Source organism: Roseomonas sp. AR75 (assembly GCF_005222815.1).
GTDB lineage: Bacteria > Pseudomonadota > Alphaproteobacteria > Acetobacterales > Acetobacteraceae > Falsiroseomonas.
Genome location: NZ_STGB01000001.1, coordinates 1,219,379 through 1,233,623, shown reverse-complemented (window position 1 = coordinate 1,233,623; position 14,245 = coordinate 1,219,379). Strand labels below are relative to the sequence as shown.

General features: G+C 71.5%; 12 protein-coding genes. 4 read left to right on the top strand and 8 right to left on the bottom strand.

Annotated elements, in window-relative coordinates; all coding sequences use genetic code 11:
• Window positions 1-10 precede the first annotated feature (10 nt).
• The 3 genes from E4T13_RS05810 to E4T13_RS05800 form a co-directional block, all read right to left on the bottom strand.
• Complete coding sequence (locus E4T13_RS05810) at window positions 11-709, bottom strand: Bax inhibitor-1/YccA family protein (RefSeq protein ID WP_137177255.1); 699 nt, start codon at window positions 707-709, stop codon at window positions 11-13.
• A gap of 127 nt (window positions 710-836) precedes the next feature.
• A complete protein-coding gene (locus E4T13_RS05805; RefSeq protein ID WP_137177254.1) occupies window positions 837-1,802 on the bottom strand; it encodes a tripartite tricarboxylate transporter substrate binding protein in 966 nt (321 codons plus the stop codon).
• Between the two features lie 2 nt (window positions 1,803-1,804).
• Window positions 1,805-2,791 (bottom strand): tripartite tricarboxylate transporter substrate binding protein, encoded by a 987-nt coding sequence (locus tag E4T13_RS05800; protein WP_240790996.1) that lies wholly within the window; start codon window positions 2,789-2,791, stop codon window positions 1,805-1,807.
• A gap of 104 nt (window positions 2,792-2,895) precedes the next feature.
• On the opposite strand from E4T13_RS05800, the gene E4T13_RS05795 reads away from it, so the two are divergent.
• Genes E4T13_RS05795 through E4T13_RS05785 form a run of 3 tightly spaced genes read left to right on the top strand, consistent with a single transcriptional unit; the run spans window position 2,896 to window position 6,681 of the window.
• Window positions 2,896-4,584: an SMP-30/gluconolactonase/LRE family protein gene (locus E4T13_RS05795; RefSeq protein ID WP_137177253.1), complete on the top strand. Its 1,689-nt coding sequence runs from the start codon at window positions 2,896-2,898 to the stop codon at window positions 4,582-4,584.
• Between the two features lie 19 nt (window positions 4,585-4,603).
• Entirely contained in the window at window positions 4,604-5,509 is a 906-nt protein-coding gene (locus tag E4T13_RS05790; protein ID WP_137177252.1) for a dihydrodipicolinate synthase family protein, read from the top strand.
• A complete protein-coding gene (locus E4T13_RS05785) occupies window positions 5,506-6,681 on the top strand; it encodes a mandelate racemase/muconate lactonizing enzyme family protein (protein ID WP_137177251.1) in 1,176 nt (391 codons plus the stop codon). Before E4T13_RS05790 ends, E4T13_RS05785 begins: the two co-directional genes overlap by 4 nt.
• A gap of 2 nt (window positions 6,682-6,683) precedes the next feature.
• Here E4T13_RS05785 and E4T13_RS05780 read toward each other — a convergent pair whose 3' ends face one another.
• From E4T13_RS05780 to E4T13_RS05765, 4 genes are all read right to left on the bottom strand, one after another.
• Window positions 6,684-7,559, bottom strand: a complete 876-nt coding sequence (locus tag E4T13_RS05780; RefSeq protein ID WP_137177250.1) for an MBL fold metallo-hydrolase — start codon at window positions 7,557-7,559, stop codon at window positions 6,684-6,686.
• A 2-nt stretch (window positions 7,560-7,561) separates the two neighbouring features.
• Entirely contained in the window at window positions 7,562-8,608 is a 1,047-nt protein-coding gene (locus E4T13_RS05775) for a dihydrodipicolinate synthase family protein (protein WP_137177249.1), read from the bottom strand.
• A gap of 2 nt (window positions 8,609-8,610) precedes the next feature.
• The gene (locus tag E4T13_RS05770; protein ID WP_137177248.1) at window positions 8,611-9,633 is read right to left on the bottom strand and encodes an NAD(P)-dependent oxidoreductase; all 1,023 of its coding nucleotides are present in this window, start codon (window positions 9,631-9,633) and stop codon (window positions 8,611-8,613) included.
• A 66-nt stretch (window positions 9,634-9,699) separates the two neighbouring features.
• Complete coding sequence (locus tag E4T13_RS05765) at window positions 9,700-10,851, bottom strand: NAD(P)/FAD-dependent oxidoreductase (protein WP_137177247.1); 1,152 nt, start codon at window positions 10,849-10,851, stop codon at window positions 9,700-9,702.
• A gap of 21 nt (window positions 10,852-10,872) precedes the next feature.
• Here E4T13_RS05765 and E4T13_RS05760 point away from each other — a divergent pair, with 21 nt between their 5' ends.
• On the top strand, window positions 10,873-11,913 hold the full coding sequence (locus E4T13_RS05760) for a ring-opening amidohydrolase (protein WP_137177246.1): 1,041 nt from the start codon (window positions 10,873-10,875) through the stop codon (window positions 11,911-11,913).
• On the opposite strand, the gene E4T13_RS05755 is transcribed toward E4T13_RS05760, so the two are convergent.
• On the bottom strand, window positions 11,905-14,244 hold the full coding sequence (locus E4T13_RS05755) for a xanthine dehydrogenase family protein molybdopterin-binding subunit (RefSeq protein ID WP_137177718.1): 2,340 nt from the start codon (window positions 14,242-14,244) through the stop codon (window positions 11,905-11,907). The two genes, E4T13_RS05760 and E4T13_RS05755, sit on opposite strands and share 9 nt — an antisense overlap.
• Between the last annotated feature and the right edge of the window lies 1 nt (window position 14,245).

Below are 14,245 nucleotides of genomic sequence, written 5' to 3'. Positions count from 1 at the left end.
GCGCGGCCGCTCAGCGGCGCTGGCCCGTGAGGCTGAGCAGCGCGACGAAGATGTTCACCACGTCGAGATAGAGGCTGAGCGCGCCGAGTGCCGCCATCTGGCCCGGCGCGCCGCCATTCTCCAGATACATCACCCGCAGCCGCTGCGTGTCCCAGGCCGCCAGCCCCGTGAACACCAGCACCACGAGCGCCGAGATCACGAACTGCGCGCCGCTGGATTGCAGGAAGATGTTGATCACGCTGGCGATGATCAGCCCGATCACCGCCATCATCAGGATGCCGCCCATGCGGGATAGGTCGGTGCCGGTGGTGTAGCCGAACAGCGACGCCGCACCGAAGGTGCAGGCGGTGATCAGCAGGGCGCGGGCAACGCTCTCGCCGGTGTAGATGATGAGCATGGACGACAGCGTCACGCCCATGATGGCGGCGAAGACCAGCAGCCAGCCTGTGGCGCCGGCAGGCGTGCTGTTGATCATCACCCGGCCCATGAACAGCGCCATGGCGAGCGGCGCGAACAGCACCACCCAGTGCAGCGGCGTGCCGAAGATCAGTTCGAGCAGCGTGGGTGAGGAGGCGACGATCAGCGCGGTGGCCGCGCTGACGGCCAGCGCCATGCCCATGCGGGCATAGACCGCGACGAAGAAGGCGCGCAGCCCCTCGTCGCGGCTGGCGGCGGCGCTGCGCGAGGGGTCGCGCATGGAATAGGACATGGGGGGGACTCCCGGTTGGCGTTCGGCCGGGACAATGCCCCGATCCGCCATGCGGCGGCAGCATCCGCAACATGACAGTACGGCAAGGATTCCGCCGTGTTTCGTCACATGGGCCGCGGCGCCGGACCTACTCGATCCGGATGTTCGCCCGTCGCGGCACCGCGGACCATTGCTCCACCTGTGCCGCGTAGAACGCGCCCCATTCGGCGCGTGACATGGGCGCGGGGATCAGGCCGAGCCCGCGCAGCCGCGCGGCCACTTCCGGCATGGCGGCGACCTGCGCGAAGGCGTCGTGCAGCTTGTCCAGCGCCGCTGGCGGCGCCGCGCGCGGAGCGATCACGCCGAACCAGCTATCCGCCTGCAGCGCGGTCACGCCGAGCTCGGCGAAGGTCGGCACCTCCGGCAGCATCGGGCTGCGCGTGGGCGAGGTGACGGCCAGCGCGCGCAGCCTGCCGCCGCGCACATGCTCCGAGACCTCCAGCACGTTGCTCACCATGAAGTCGAGCCGGCCGGCGATCAGGTCCGTCTGGCCCTGCGGCCCGCTGCGATAGGGCACATGCTCCAGCGTGAGGCCGAGCGTCTCCTTCATGATCTGGTGTGCGGGCTGCCAGCCCGCGAGCGCGGCGCTGCCGGTCTGCAGCGGCTGGTTTGCCGTGCGGCCGCGCGCCGCGAGCCCGGCCAGGTCGCGATCGGGCGACGCCGCCGGCACGACGAGTACATTGGCCGAGTGGCCTGCGAAGAACACCGGCGCGAAGTCGTTGAGCGTATCGTAGGGCAGGCGCGCATAGAGTCCCGGCGCCACCGCATGCGCATTGGCGATCAGCAGGATGGTGTAGCCGTCCGGCGTGGCCTTTGCCGTGCGGTCCGACGCGATGGTGCCGCCCGCGCCGGTGACGTTCTGCACCACCATCGGCTGGCCGAGGATGGGCTGCATGCGCTCGGCCAGCGTGCGCGCGATGATGTCGGTGGCGCCGCCGGCGCCATAGCCGACCATCAGCGTCACCGGACGCTCCGGGAAGCCTTGCTGTGCCGCGGCGGGCGCCGCGGCGAGAGCGAAGGTGGCGCCGAACAGCGCGCGACGGCTGGTGTGCATGCTTACTCCACCACGATGTTCTGGGCCTTCGCCAGTTCCTGGAAGGTCGCCAGCTCGCGCAGCATGAACGCCCGGAAGGCCTCCGGCGTGGTCTGCTGCGGCATCTCCAGGAAGGTGGCGCGGTAGCGCTCGATGGTCTCCGGCATACGCAGGAAGGCCTGCGTCTCCTGCGACAGCCGCGCAAGGATCGGCGCCGGCGTGCCGGCCGGCGCCGCCAGCCCGTGCCAGGAGGCGAGCTCGGCACCCGGATAGGTCTCGTTCAGTGCCGGCAGGTCCGGATAGGCGGGCATGCGCACTGGCGCCGTCGTCGCGAGCGCGCGGATCTTGCCGTCGCGGATGAGTTGCGCCGTGGTCGCGGCAACGTCCAGCGAGACCTCCACAGTGCCTGCCAGCAGCGCCTGAAGCAGCGGCCCGCCGCCGGCGAAGGGGACATGCGTCATGCGGATCCCGGCCTTCGCCATGAACAGTTCCATGCCGAGATGCAGCGAGGAGCCGACGCCTGAGGAGCCGAAATTGATCGCCTCCGGCCGCGCCTTCGCCGCCGCGACCAGGTCCGCGACGCTGCGCACATTCGGCAGCTTGTCCGGGTTCACCAGCAGCAGCGCCGGCGTCACCGCCAGGTTGGAGATCGGGGCGAAGTCCTCGACCGGCCGATAGGGCAGGGGCTGGCGCCGCACCGCGGGCACGATGGCGTTGGCCGCGATGTTGATCAGCCCGATCGTGTAGCCGTCCGGCGCCGACTTCGCGAGCGCATCCACGCCGATGGTGCTGCCCGCGCCGCCGCGGTTCTCCACTACCACGGAACGCCCGAGCGCCGACTGGAAATGCGCCGCGAGCATGCGCCCGACAAGGTCGGCCGCGCCGCCGGGCGGGAAGGGCACGATGAAGCGGATGTTCCGGGACGGCCACGCATCCTGCGCGTGGGCGAGGCCCGGCATGGCGAGGGCGCCGAGACCGAGTATCAGGGCGTGGCGACGGGTGGGGTGCATCGGGGTTTCCTCCTCCGGTTCCGTGTTGAGGCTTGTCATGCGTGGAACTTGGTTCCACGATATGGACACGCGACAGGCGGGTCAACCGCGCGCGCAGGAGGATCATGCGCCCACGCCCGCGCCCGGCCGAAGCGGAGGAGGATGGCGCCGCCGTTCCCGGCACCCAGGCGCTGACGCGCGGCCTCGCGCTGCTCAACCTTGTCGCCGACGCCCCCGCGCCGCTGCGCTTCACCGAGATCGCCGAGCGCGCCGGCCTCGCCCGCCCCACCGCGCATCGCATCCTCGCCGCGCTGATCGAGGCGCGGCTGCTGCGCCACGAGCCTGCCACGCAGACGTACGCCCTCGGCCCGCGCCTGCTGGAGATGGCGCATCGCGTCTGGGAAGGCTTCGACCTGCGCGCCACCGCGGCACCCGAACTGGAACGCCTCGCGCGCCTCGCCGGGGAGACGGCGCGCCTCGCGGTGCTGGACGGCGACGGCGTGCTCTATGTGGACCAGCGCGAGGCCGAGCAGGAGGCGATCCGCCTGGTCAACCGCGTCGGCGCCCGCGTGCCGCCGCATGCGAGCGCGGCCGGGAAGGCGATGCTGGCGCAGCTTCCCGCCGCCGAGCGCCGCGCGCTGCTGGACCGCCTCGCGCCCGATGCCGCGGACGCTATCGAGCGCGACTGCACCCTTTCCGCCGCGCGCGGCTATGCGCTCTCGCTCGAGGAAGCCGCGGCCGGCGTGAATGCCGTTGCGGCCGCCGTGCTGGATCGCCGCGCGCGACCGCTCGGCGCCATTGCCCTCGTCGGCCCGGCCTTCCGCCTGCCGGAAGCGAAGCTGCACGCGCTCGGGCGCGAGGTGATGGAGGCGGCGCGCCGCGTCTCCGGCAATGCCGCGCAATCCGCGATGACGCTGGCCGTCGCGCCGCGCCCCGCGACCGTCTCGCCCGGCGTGGAGGTGGCGGTGCGGGCAGAGGCGCTGCTGGGCGAAGGCCCCCTCTGGTCGGTGCGGGACGGACGCCTGCTCTGGGCCGACATCCTGGCGCCCGCCATCCACATCAGCGATCCCGCCACCGGCGCGGACCGTGTGATCGCGACGGAGGAGATGGTGGCGGCCCTTGCGCCGCGCGCCAGCGGCGGCTTCGTCGCGGCCGCACGCTCCGGCCTGCGCGCATTCGATGGCGCGACGCTCGGGAGGGTGCTGGCCGCGCCGATCGCGGAAGGTGCCGCGCTGCGCCTCAACGATGGCCGCTGCGATGCGCGCGGGCGCTTTTGGGTGGGCAGCCTCGCGCTCGATTCCACCCCCGATGCCGGCGCGCTGCACCGGCTGGACGAGACCGGCGCGCGGGTGATGCAGGCCGGGCTGCATGTGCCGAACGGCCTCGGCTTCAGCCCCGACGACACGCGCCTGTACCTCGCCGACAGCGCGCGCCGCCGCGTGGATGTCTACGACTTCGACCTCGCCACCGGCGCCATCGCCAACCGCCGTCCCTTCGTCGCGTTGGCGGAAGGTGAGGGCGTGCCCGATGGACTTTGCGTGGACGCCGAGGGCGGGGTCTGGATCGCGCTCTGGGATGGCTGGCGCGTCGCGCGCTACGCGCCCGATGGCAGGCTCGACCGCGAGATCCACCTGCCCGTGCCGCGCCCGACAAGCTGCTGCTTCGGCGGCGCCGATCTCGCCACGCTGTACGTGACCAGCGCGCGCGTGCGGCTTTCCGCCGCGCAGCTTGCGGAGGCGCCGCTCTCGGGCAGCGTCTTCGCCCTCGATCCGGGCGGCGCGCGCGGCCTGCCCGAATCTTTCTTTCGTGGCTAACCGGAGTCTTTTGCGAGTCATGACCAGCATCGCCGGCGTCTTTCCCGTCCTGCCTACGCCCTTCACGCCGGAAGGGCCGCCCGATGTCGCGGCCTTCCTGCGGCTGGCGGACTTCGCGCTGGAATCCGGCGTGGACGGCGTGGTCTTCCCGGGCATGGCGAGCGAGGTGGAGACACTCTCCGCCGAGGAACGCGCGGAGATGGTCGCGGCGCTCGGAAGGCACCTGGGCGGCCGCACCACCTTCGTCGTCGGCGCCTCCCACGCCGATCCCGCGCAATCCGCGGCGCGTGCGCGGGAAGGCCAGGCGGCGGGCGCGGTGGCCGCGATGATCATGGCGCCGCCCGGCTGCGGCCAGGACGTCGCGCAGCACGTCGCCTTCTACCGCGCGGTGGCGGAGGCCGCGCCCGGCGTCGTCATCATGCTGCAGAACGCGCCCGCGCCGAACGGCGCCGGCCTGCCGCCCGAGAAGGTCGCCGCCATCGCCGCCGAGGTCCCCGCCATCCGCTACGTCAAGGAAGAAACGCTCCCCTGCGGCCAGCACGTCACGCGCATCCTCGCGGCAGCCACCACGCTGGACGGCGTGATGGGCGGCGCCGGCGCGCGCTTCATCCTGGACGAACTCGCCCGCGGCGCCTGCGGCACCATGCCCGCGCTGGAACTCGCCGACGCGCATGTCGCGCTCTGGAAGGCGTGGCAGCGCGGCGACCGCGCCGAGGCGCGGCGCATCTACACCCTGACGCTGCCGCTGCTTGCCTTCCAGATGACCTTCCGCGTCCGCGCCACCAAGGAGGTCCTGAAGCGCCGCGGCCTGCTCACCCACACCGGCGCGCGCGCCGCCGGGCCGAAGCTGGACGATGGTGACCTGGCCGAGATTGGCGAGCTGATCGCGACCGCGAAGCCCGCCATGACGATGCACTTCCCATGACCGACAAGATCGAACGGGTCACCGCCTACGTTGCGGAAATCCCGCGCGACGTGCCCTATCTCGGGCCGTTGCGCGCGGGCGAGACGATCAATCGCCGCGGCTACATCGTCCGCCAGGGCAACCGCACCCTCTACCCCACCGCCGACCGCTCCGTGCTGCTGCGGATCGACACCGAGAAGGGTCTCACCGGCTGGGGCGAGACCTACGGAATCGTCGCCCCGGAAGCCGTGCGCGCCATCGTGGACGACGTGCTCGCGCCCGTGCTGGAAGGCCGCGATCCCTTCGCGCCCGCGGTGATCCATGAGGACCTCTACGACCTCATGCGCGTGCGCGGCTTCTTCGGCGGCTTCTATCTCGACAGCCTTGCCGCCGTGGACATCGCGCTGTGGGACCTGCTCGGCAGGCGACTGGACGCGCCGATCTCAACCCTGCTCGGCGGCCGCCGGCATGAGCGCATCGCCGCCTATGTCTCCGGCCTGCCGAAGGCGACGCTTTCCGAGCGCGTGGACTTCGCGCGCGATTGGCAGGCAAAGGGGTTCGCCGGCTTCAAATTCGCCGCCGTCGTCGCCGATGACGGTGCCGAGGCCGAGATCGCCGCACTGCGCGAGGGCCTCGGCCCCAAGGCGCAGATCATGGCCGACCTGCATTGGCGCCACACCGCGCCCGATGCCATCCGCCTGATCCGCCGCCTGGAACCCCACGGCCTCGCCTTCGCCGAGGCCCCCTGCGCGCCGGAGGACATCGAGGGCATCGCCCAGGTCGCGCGCGGCGTCGGCGTGCCTGTGGCGCTCGGCGAGGAATTGCGCACCATCCACGAATGGCAGCCGCGCTTCGCCGCGCGCTGCATGGGCATCGGCCAGCCCGAGATGGGCCGCACCGGCATCACGCAATTCGTCCGCATTGGCGCGCTGTGCCAGGCGAACCACGTCGCGGTGATGCCGCATGCGACGATCGGTGTCGGCATCTTCATGGCGGCGAGCCTGCAGGCATCCGCGACCATCCAGGCTCTGCCGTGGCACGAATACCAGCACAGCATCTTCGCGCCAAACCTGGCGCTGACGCAGCCCACCGGCACGCGGCACATGGGTTGCGAGGCCGGCTTCTACACCTTGCCCGACGGTCCCGGCCTCGGCGTGGAGCCGAGCGCGGCGCTGCTTGCCCGGCTAGGCTGAGACTACGCCGCTGGCTCGCAGCGGAAGCCTTCGCCCCAGCGGCGCACCTGCCCGCAGGAGGGCGAGGGAAAATGCGCGAAGCAGCACAGCGTGTCGGTGTCGCAGAGCCGTTCCAGCATGCCCCGCCGCGTCGCCACCGCCTGGTCGGCGTCGTGGTCCAGCATCATCCGGATCTCAGGGTAGCGGGCCTGCAGCGGCGAGTGGATGAAGTCCCCGGTGATCACGCCCGCCATCCGCCCGCGGCCAAGCTCCACCGCGAAATGGTCGATGGTGTGCCCGGGCGTCGGCAGCAGGCGAAGGTGGTCGTCAAGCGCGTGATCGCTGCGCACGAGGTCGGCGCGTCCCGCGGCGACGATCGGCAGCACGCTGTCCACGATCCACGGGATTTCCGTCCCTGCATTGCGCTCGGTCCAGAATGCCAGCTCGCGGGCGGAGAACAGGTAGCGGGCGCGAGGGAAGGTGGGCACCCAGCGACCGTTCTCCAGCCGCGTGTTCCAGCCGACATGGTCGATGTGCAGGTGCGTGCACGTCACCACGTCGATGTCGTCCACCGTCAGCCCGACCGCCGCGAGCGCATCCATGAAGGCCGTGTCGCGCTTGCGGTGCCAGTTCGGATGCGCCGGACGATCCTTGTCGTTGCCGAGGCAGGAATCGACCAGCACCGTGTGGTGCGGCGTTTGCACGACGAAGGATTGCATGCAGAGCTTGATGCGGTCCTTCTCGTCCAGCGCGTCCGGGCACAGCCAGTGGCGGCTTTCCGCCAGCAGTTCCGGGGTCAGATTCGGAAAGAAGGCGAGGATGTCGCGCAGCCCGGCCGCCGGCTCGGATTCGACCAGCCGATGAATCGTGACGTCGCCGAGCTGGAAGGTGGTGCGCACGGTCAGGCCAGCCAGCGCGAAAGGTTGTCGCGCACGAAGGCATCGTCCGTGAGATGAGGGTATCGTGCGGCCACCGCTGTCAGAAGCTCTGCCTGTCCCGGCGACAGGTCCTCATGCGGATCGAGGCACCAGATCCCTTCCAGCAGCCCCTGACGGCGCAGGATCTCGTGGCAGCCGGCGATCACGCCATGGAAGGCGTGCGCCACATCGAAGACCGCGGCGTTCATCTCCGTCACCTGCGCATCCAGCGCCAGCAACTCCGCCGGGATCGGGCCGTCGCCCACGACTTGGCAGCGCCGCTGAAGCTCCACCGCCGCGCGGGTCCAGACCGACCAGTGGCCGAGCAGCCCGCCGACGATGCGCAGCGGCTTCGCGCCGCCCAGGTCGAAGCGGGTCAGCAGGTCGCCGACGATGTGATCGTCGTTGCCGGTGTAGAGCGCGATGCGGTCGGCGGCGCCCGATTCCAGCACGCCGCGCAGCACGTCCAGCGTCGCATAGCGGTTGAACGGCGCGATCTTGATGCCGATGGCGTTCGGGATCCGCGCGAAGCGCCGCCAGAAGCTGGCCGGCAGCGGCAGCCCGCCCACCGCCGGCTGCAGGTAGAAGCCGAACAGCGGCATCTCCGCCGCCACGGCTTCGCAATGCGCCACCAGCTCGTCCTCGGAAGCGCCCTTCCAGGCCGCCAGCGAGAGCAGCACGGCGTGATAGCCAAGCCCGCGTGCGATCCGCGCCTCGCGCACCGCCTGCTCCGTGCGGCCGACGACGCCCGCGACGAGGATCGGTGGCGTCGCCTGCTCCGCCGCGGCTTCCGCGGCGATGCGCAGCACCGGCTCATACAGCCCGACCTCGCGGATCGCGAATTGCGTGGTGTGCACGCCCACGGCGATCCCGCCGCTGCCAGCATCCAGATAGTAGCGCGACAGCGCCTTCTGACGCCGCGGATCGAGCTTGCGCCCGGCGGTCAGCGCCAGCGGATGCGCAGGGATGACGCAGCCCGCCCGCAGGCGGTCGAGCAGCCCCGAAGGCCAATCCTCCCAGCGAAGGGTCACGATCAGAACCTCCCGTCGCGCACTTCGAACTTCGTCGGCTTGCCCAGCGCACGGCCGCCGCGCGAGACCCAGTCGGCGGTCCACTGCACCAGCCGGTCCAGCGGCACATGCGGATAGCCGAACAGCGCAAAGGCCCAGGCGGCATTGGAGAGCAGCGCCTCCGGCGCCTCGGTGCCGGCGAAGGCCGGCTCCTTCCCCATCAGCGCGCCGAAGCGCGTGGCGAGCCAGCGGATCGAGACGGTCTCGGGCCCGGTGACGTTCATGATGGGGCAGGCCGCATCGGCATGGCGCAGCGCGCGCAGAGTCCAGGCATTGGCATCGCCCTGCCAGATGACGTTCGCATGGCCCATGGCCAGCGGCACCGGCGTGCCGTTCCAGACCTTCGTGGCGACGTCGTGCAGCACGCCGTAGCGCAGGTCGATCGCGTAGTTGAGGCGGATGCCGAAGCAGCGCGTGCCGCTTGCGGCGCCGGCATGCTGGAACACCCGTTCCCGCCCGAGGCAGCTTGCGGCGTATTCGCCGACCGGCGACGGCGTCGTGGCCTCATCCGGCATCGGTCCGTTCACCGGCACCAGCGGCAGCACGTTGCCAGTGGAGAAGAACACGATGCGCGAGCTCGCGTAGCGCTCCGCCACCATCCCCGGCAGCAGCACGTTCATCGCCCAGGTCAGCGCCTCATTGCCGGTCGAGCCGAACTTTCGCGCCGCCATGAAGATCACGTTCGGTGCGTCCGGCAGCGCGGCGAGCGCGGCGCGGTCGGTCAGGTCCGCGCTCAGGCATTCGATGCCCCAGGATTCCATGCGCGCGCGGAGCCCGGGCTCCGACCACCGCGCCACGGCGATGACGCGGCGGGCGGGATCGGCGCGCTTCGCGAGGCGACACAGCGTCGGCCCCATCTTGCCGGCGGCGCCCAGTACCAGCAGGTCGCCCGGGACGGCGGCGAGATCCTCCTGCAGCGCCGCATCCGGGCGCGTCATGATCTCCTCAAGTTCCGCCTCGTCCGCGATGGCCGCTGGCCAGGTCATGCCGTTCCTCCCGCTTCCGCGGGCGGGAGCATGGCCCCGTCCGGGGCGCCAAGGCCAGCCCCCGGGTCAGGCGACCTCGGTGTAGGTCCGTCGCAGTTTCGCGAGGAAGTCGGGCGATGCCTTGGCGCGCGTGCCCTCGACCACATCCACGCCCGGCGCCAGCGTGTCGGAGGCTTCCAGCGAGAAATCGCGCACGAAGCGCACGCGCGGATCGCGCAGCGCCGCGATCTCCGCCACGCTGCCGCCACGGCGCAGGACCTGCGCAGCCAGCACGCCGCATTCCACCGCCTGGGTCGCGCCCTGGCCGAGCGTCGGCACCATCGCCTGCGCGGCGTCGCCGAGGAACAGTGCGCGGCCGCTGGGATCATGCCGCTGCAGCGGCGCGGTGGCGGAGCGCGCCCAGTGGATGTCCGCCAGATGCGCCGCCACCTTGTCCAGCATCCAGGCGACGGCGGGGCAGGGGGGCGAATCCTTCGGCGTGAACAGCGCGCGCTGCGCGGCTTCCGTGCGCGTCTCGGCCGGGATCTGGCCGCCGCCTTCCAGCGGGAAGGTGCCGGCGATGTAGACGGCGTTTCCCGGCACGCGGAAGGACAGCAGCCGAGCATTGCCGTGGAACCACTGGCCGTAATCGTCGTAGGGGCAGTCGCTCGCTTCCGTCACCAGCAGGCGCCAGATGCCCACGCCGAGCAGCGTGCCCTCCGGCTCGCCGCAGGTCAGGGCGCGCAGGCGGCTGTAGCGGCCATCGGCGCCGACCAGCAGGTCGAAGCCGCCATCGCGCACCAGGCCATCGGCGGTGCGGAACACCGGCACGAGACGACCGGCCGCATCCTCCTCCAGCGCGTCCAGCGCGTGCCCGTTGCGCGTGCAGCCTGCCACCGGCGCGCGCAGGAGGCGGTAGAGTTCCGACCAGCGGATGCGCAGCCCCGGCTCCTCCGCCAGGTCGAGCAGGTCGAGGTCCAGCAGGCGGGTGCCGTCCGTCAGGTCCACGAACCAGCGGCGCCAGGGCAGCGACGCGGCGCGCAGCGCGGCGTGGCGCGCCGGCATGTGCAGGCGCAGCGCCTTCAGCGCGTTGGGGCCGACATTGAGACCCGTGCCGGCCTCCGCCTGGTCGCCGGCGGCGACGCGCTCATAAGCCGTGACGGCGATGCCGGGCGCGTCCAGCAGCGCCTCCGCGAGCAGGCTGCCGGCGACGCCGGTGCCGATGATGCCGATCCTCATGCAACGCAGTATGCTAGCGCCATGCCGCGCCTTGCCATCCATCGCCTGCCCATGGCCCATCCGGGCGACCTTTCGGCACTGGCCGGGCTGATGGCGCGCGGCGAGGTGCGGGCGGGCGACATCCGCGCGGTGATCGGCAAGACCGAGGGCAATGGCGGGCTGAACGACTTCACCCGCGGCTTCTTCACCCAGACGTTGATGCTGCTGCTGGCGTCGCAGACCGGGGAGGAGCCGGCCGCGCTGGCGGCGCGCATTCCCTGCGTGCTGTCCGGCGGGACCGAGGGCGCGCTGAGCCCGCATTTTCTCGTGTTCAGCGCATCGGACGAAGCGGCCCGCGGCGAACGCGGGCTGGCGCTCGGCACCGCTTTTTCGCCGCCTACGCCGGCTCGCGAGATCGGTCGCGCGGCGCAGATTGCCGCCGTTGCCGATGCGGTGCGCGCCGCGATGGCCGATGCCGGCATCGCGCGGCCCGAGGATGTGGCGCTGGTGCAGGTGAAGGCCCCGGCGCCGCAGGCGCCCGATCCCGCCGCGCGCAGCACGGACGCGAAATTCCTGATGGCGCTGTCGCGCGCCGCGGCGGCGGTCGGCGCCGGCGTCGCGCTGGGCGACATCCCGGCGGCTCGCGCGACGGAGGCGTCGCTGCTGACGGACCTCTCTCTCTATTCCAACCGCGTCTCGATCTCCTCCGGCGTCGAGGTCACCTGCAACGAGGTGGTGGTTTTCGGCTACGCCGAGGGCTGGGCCGAGGGCATCGTCGCTGGCGTCGCACCGATGGCGGACCTGCTGGACCTCGCCGGCGTGCAGGCCGCCTTCGCCGCCGCGCCCGGCGAGGTTCTGGGCGTGATCGCGAAGGGCGAGCCCGACAGGTCGGGCGCGATCCGCGGGCAGCGCCACACCATGCTCGGCGATACCGATATCGACGCGCAGCGCCATCTGCGCGGCGCGCTCGGCGCGATCGTCGCGGCGGTGGCGGGAGACGGGCGCGTCTTCGTCAGCGGCGGCGCCGAGCACCAGGGGCCGCCCGGCGGCGGCCTGGTCTGCGTCTTCGCGCGCTCACGCTGACGGGTTGCAGATCTCCCAGAGCCGCGAGGGCGAGAGCGGGATTTCGGCAATCTCGATGCCGCGCGCCGGCAGGTCCAGCGCGTCCTCGATCGCCTGCGCATACAGCGCGCCCACGGGGATCGCGCCGCCTTCGCCCGCGCCCTTGGTGCCGAGCGGATTGAGCGGCGAGGGGGTCTCGGTGTGCAGCACGTCCATGCGCGGCACGTCGAGCGCGGTGGGCAGCAGGTAGTCCGCCAGCGAGGCGTTCAGCAGCTGCCCATCCTCGGTCCAGGCAAGCTGCTCGAAGAAGGCGTTGCCGATGCCCTGCGCGACACCGCCCTGAACCTGGCCGGCCAGGATCAGCGGGTTCAGCACCGTGCCGCAATCATGCACCACGACGTAGCGCAGCACGCGGATCTGCATCGTGCGCGGATCGACCTCGATCACCATCGCATGCGCGCCGGCGGCGGTGGCGCCCATCTGCGGGCCGAAATAGGAAGTCGCCTCCAGCCCCGGTACCGTCCCCGGCTTCACCGCGCCGCGCATCGGGTTCGCCAAGCCGGCCAGCGCGCCCAGCGTTATTCTTTTCTCTGGCACGCCGGCGAGGGAAACGGCGCCGCCCTCCACCACCAGATCGGCCTCGGCGCATTCGAAATGCTCGGCGGCGGTGCGCAAAATCTTCGCGCGCACCTCGACGGCTGCGCCATGCGCCGCGCTGCCGGTGACCACCGCGCCGCGACTCGCGAAAGTGCCGGCGCCCCAGTCGAAGACATCCGTGTCGCCGGTGGTCACCTCCACATCGCGCACATCGACGCCGAGCTGTTCCGCGACCACCTGCGCGAAGGCGGTGAAATGGCCCTGGCCCTGCGTGCCGACGCCGGTCGCCATCGTGACCTTGCCGCTGGCCTGCACCCGCACCCGCGCGCCTTCGTACGGACCGATGCCGGTGCCCTCGACATAGCAGACGATGCCGAGGCCGAGATGCCGGCCCTCCGCGCGCGCCGCTGCCTTCTCGGCGGCGAAGCCCGCATGGCCAATGGCGTCCAGCGCCTTGTCGAGGATCGGCGCGTAGTTGCCGCTGTCATAGGTCAGCGGCGCGAAATCCTGGTAGATGACCTCGTTGTGGTAGGGGAAGGCGCTGGCGGGGATCAGGTTGCGCCGGCGGATCTCCGCACGGTCAAGACCCAGCTCGCGCGCCGCCGCATCCAGCAGCCGCTCCATCACGAAGATGCCGTGCTGCCGGCCGGCGCCGCGATAGGGCGTGACCAGCGTGCGGTTCGTGTAGATCGCGCGGAAGGTGCTGTCATAGGCCGGCACGTCGTAGCAGTTCAGCAGCGTGCACTGGCTGTTGAGCGGCACGGTCAGGCCGTAGGGGTTGTAGGCGCCGGTATCCATCAGGAAGGCATCGCGCACGCCGAGGATTTTTCCCGCGCCATCCAGTGCAAGCTCGGCCTCGTGGATCTGGCTGCGCTCCTGCGTCGTGGCGCAAAAGTGCTCGAGGCGATCCTCGATCCACTTCACCGGCCGATCCAGGCGCAGCGCGATCCAGGGGACCAGCACCTCCTCGGGGTAGAACATCATCATCTTCGGGCCGAAGCCGCCGCCGATGAAGGGCGCGACCACGCGCACCTGGCGCTCGCTGAGGCCGAGCATCGCGGCCAGCCCGTTGCGGATGAAGACCGGCGCCTGGGTGGTGTCCCAGACCGTCAGCTTTTCCGCCTTGTGGTCCCAGTCGGCAACGATTCCCCGCGTTTCCATCGGGTTCGACGCACCGCGGTCATAGGTGAAGCGGCGGCGGATGATGTGCGCGGCCTTCGCGCGCGCCGCGGCGTAATCGCCCTTGGTCTGGCGGACCTCGGCGGCGATGTTGTCGGGCAGGTCGGCATGCACGCGCGGGCTTTCCGGCGACAGCGCGGCCTCCAGCGCGATGACCGGTGGCAGCGCCTCGTACTCGACCTCGATGTCGCCGACCGCATCCTCCGCGACGTAGCGGCTTTCCGCCACCACCATCACCACGGGCTCGCCGACATGGCGCACCTCGCCCTTCGCCAGCGGCACCTGGCAGCGCTGCCGGAAGGTCATGCCCTTGATCGGCGGCGGCGGCACCAGCAACGGCCCGGGCTGCCAGTAGTCGCCGAGATCCTCCGCGGTGATCACCGCGACCACGCCCGCCCGCGCCTTCGCCGCTGCCGTATCGATGGACAGGATGCGCGCCCGGGCATGCGGGCTGCGCAGGAAGGCGGCATGCAGCAGGCCCGGCAGCTCCACATCGTCCACGAACAGCGCGCGTCCCGTCAGCAGGCGCGGGTCCTCGTTGCGGGTCACCGGGCGGCCGATCTGGCGCGTCTCCATC

Bases quoted from the DNA above. Each gene is read 5' to 3' on its own strand.
- E4T13_RS05755 (WP_137177718.1), bottom strand. From the start codon at position 14,244: ATGGAGACGCGCCAGATCGGCCGCCCGGTGACCCGCAACGAGGACCCG.
- E4T13_RS05785 (WP_137177251.1), top strand. From the start codon at position 5,506: ATGACCGACAAGATCGAACGGGTCACCGCCTACGTTGCGGAAATCCCG.
- E4T13_RS05760 (WP_137177246.1), top strand. From the start codon at position 10,873: ATGCCGCGCCTTGCCATCCATCGCCTGCCCATGGCCCATCCGGGCGAC.
- E4T13_RS05800 (WP_240790996.1), bottom strand. From the start codon at position 2,791: ATGCACCCCACCCGTCGCCACGCCCTGATACTCGGTCTCGGCGCCCTC.
- E4T13_RS05770 (WP_137177248.1), bottom strand. From the start codon at position 9,633: ATGACCTGGCCAGCGGCCATCGCGGACGAGGCGGAACTTGAGGAGATC.
- E4T13_RS05810 (WP_137177255.1), bottom strand. From the start codon at position 709: ATGTCCTATTCCATGCGCGACCCCTCGCGCAGCGCCGCCGCCAGCCGC.
- E4T13_RS05805 (WP_137177254.1), bottom strand. From the start codon at position 1,802: ATGCACACCAGCCGTCGCGCGCTGTTCGGCGCCACCTTCGCTCTCGCC.
- E4T13_RS05790 (WP_137177252.1), top strand. From the start codon at position 4,604: ATGACCAGCATCGCCGGCGTCTTTCCCGTCCTGCCTACGCCCTTCACG.
- E4T13_RS05795 (WP_137177253.1), top strand. From the start codon at position 2,896: ATGCGCCCACGCCCGCGCCCGGCCGAAGCGGAGGAGGATGGCGCCGCC.
- E4T13_RS05765 (WP_137177247.1), bottom strand. From the start codon at position 10,851: ATGAGGATCGGCATCATCGGCACCGGCGTCGCCGGCAGCCTGCTCGCG.